This is a genomic window from Paeniroseomonas aquatica, from assembly GCF_030409335.1.
Lineage (GTDB): Bacteria > Pseudomonadota > Alphaproteobacteria > Acetobacterales > Acetobacteraceae > Belnapia > Belnapia aquatica.
Window position 1 is genome coordinate 1 of the sequence record NZ_JAUFPN010000270.1, and the last position, 2,131, is coordinate 2,131.

The following is a 2,131-nucleotide window of genomic DNA, read 5'->3' on the forward strand; positions in this document are numbered from 1 at the left end:
AATCCCAAACGAGTCACGCTCTCGGAGACTTGGTATTAGGTGCTCTAAGCCGAGGATGAGTTGAGGCGAACCGGTTCCCAAGCCCAGAACTTCTTCGAGTGGGGCGCCCCACGGGTTCCAGACCGGCGATTCATAAGGAATACATCGTATCTAAAAGAAAATAAACTGATTGATCACCACCACTGGATGAAAGAACCCCGCCCTGAGCTTCAACCAAATAGGCCATTGACTCGAAATAGAATTTTTGCAAATGTCTTAAAAGTAAAACAATCCGCATCAATTTCCGTAGAATTTGTCTTGTGTTGAGGGTACATATCATGGGGATCAACACGCGTTCGGTTTTCGAACCTCCGGCGCGTCTGAAAATCTTGCATGTGATTAATCACACGCGGCGCGCTAATGGTAATGTCTGCGCCATGGTTGATCTTGCTTGTACCCAGGCCGCCCAGGGCCATGATGTCTCGATTTGCAGCGCAGGGGGCGACTTCGACGAACTCTTCACGATATTTGGCATACGGCACCTGAAAGTTGATCAAAACCGAAAACCAAAAATAAATCTGGTGAAAGCTTTATGGTCATTACGTAGAGTCATTCTTAACGTTAAGCCTGACATTGTTCATGCTCACATGATGACCAGCGCAATGCTTGCAGCAGCTCTTTGTGTGCTGAAAAAACCAAAGTTAGTAACCACCGTTCACAATGAGTTCGAAAAAAGTGCCGTATTGATGCGCGTAGGCGATCGGGTCATTGGGGTCAGTGAGGTAGTGACCCAATCCATGATCCGTCGCGGTGTACCAAAGAACAAGATCCGCACAGTACTTAATGGAACAGTCAACTCCCCACGTTTTTCCTCCATACTGCCGTCACCGAGGACACTTCCCTCGCCTGCGATCATTTTCGTTGGCGGTTTGCATCCCAGAAAGGGCGTGGATGACCTAATCAAAGCTCATGGAATATTGCTAGAAAGCTGTCCCAGAGCCCATTTATTCATTATTGGCGGCGGCCCTCATGAACATGAATACAGAAAACTTGCAGACACTATCAGTGAAAGTCAGATAACGTTCTGTGGGCACAGCAACGACCCGCGTGAGTTCTTGTTGGCCGGGGATATATTTGTGCTTCCATCGCATGCCGACCCCGCCCCGCTCGTCTTATCAGAAGCTCGGGCAGCTGGCTGTGCGATTGTGGCCACCGACGTCGGAGGAATTCCCGAGATGCTCGAGAATGGCAAGGCAGGGGTCCTCGTTCAGCCCAAACGCCCGGACCTTCTCGCTGCAGCACTTGTACGGCTGCTCAAGGATCCGCAATACCTTGCCGAGATGCGGGCCAAGTCGCAGATCAATATTTCCAGGCTGAAGCTAGACCGAGTCTCCCAACAGACGGTTGCAGTATATCAGGAAATCCTGGCCGATGGTTGGTTCGGAAGATTTAAGCGGTTTGCATCGGTGTCGACGGCGTCATAATGACAGGCTTACTATGGAGTGATCGGTTGAGCCCATTCGAAGCCGTTCAGCAGCGACATGCAACCGGGCCCGCCGATAAGCCTGTTCCATGCCTCGCAGCAAGCATCGACGACGGTGCGCCTGGCGCTTAACCGCCGGCGCCAAAGATCGCGGCCCGCAGGTCTTGTCATATGTTCTCGATGGCGTTCTGCTCCGGTGAGCCGGTGGACAAAGCTGGTGGTCAGCGGCACGCGCTAATTCTTGGAGATGTCGCATCGGGCGTAGTCGGTCAGCATCACCGCACGAGTACCGGCGGGCAGTTGCTTGTTGACGTCGTCAAGCAGCAGGTTTGGGCCAGGACCAACACAGGCATCAGCACAATCGCTGCGCCGGTATCGCGCACCAGAGTATTTCAGGTTTAGTCGAAGTCATATCCTGAGTTAGAGCAGAATCCGATCATTCGGGCTCATATCCTGCGGCGTGAAGTAGTTTCGGCATTCGTCTGGGGTGAAGCGTGGCAGTGCGTCTCGAATGGCATTCCACAGGTCGTCGATGGTGCGCGCGGCGGCTTTGCGGAGGATGGCTTTGAGCTTGGCGAAGGCATTCTCGATCGGGTTCAGGTCCGGCGAATAGGGCGGCAGGTGGAGCAGCCTAGAGCATTTCAGGTTTAGTCGAACGCATATCCTGAG

1 protein-coding gene and 1 pseudogene are annotated in these 2,131 nt (G+C 52.9%); one reads left to right on the top strand and one right to left on the bottom strand.

What is annotated here, in order from left to right:
* Positions 1-317: 317 nt before the first annotated feature.
* A complete protein-coding gene (locus QWZ14_RS29290) occupies positions 318-1,463 on the top strand; it encodes a glycosyltransferase family 4 protein (protein ID WP_290320603.1) in 1,146 nt (381 codons plus the stop codon).
* Between the two features lie 435 nt (positions 1,464-1,898).
* Here QWZ14_RS29290 and QWZ14_RS29295 read toward each other — a convergent pair.
* A pseudogene (locus QWZ14_RS29295) lies at positions 1,899-2,131 on the bottom strand (transposase); the annotation flags it as partial.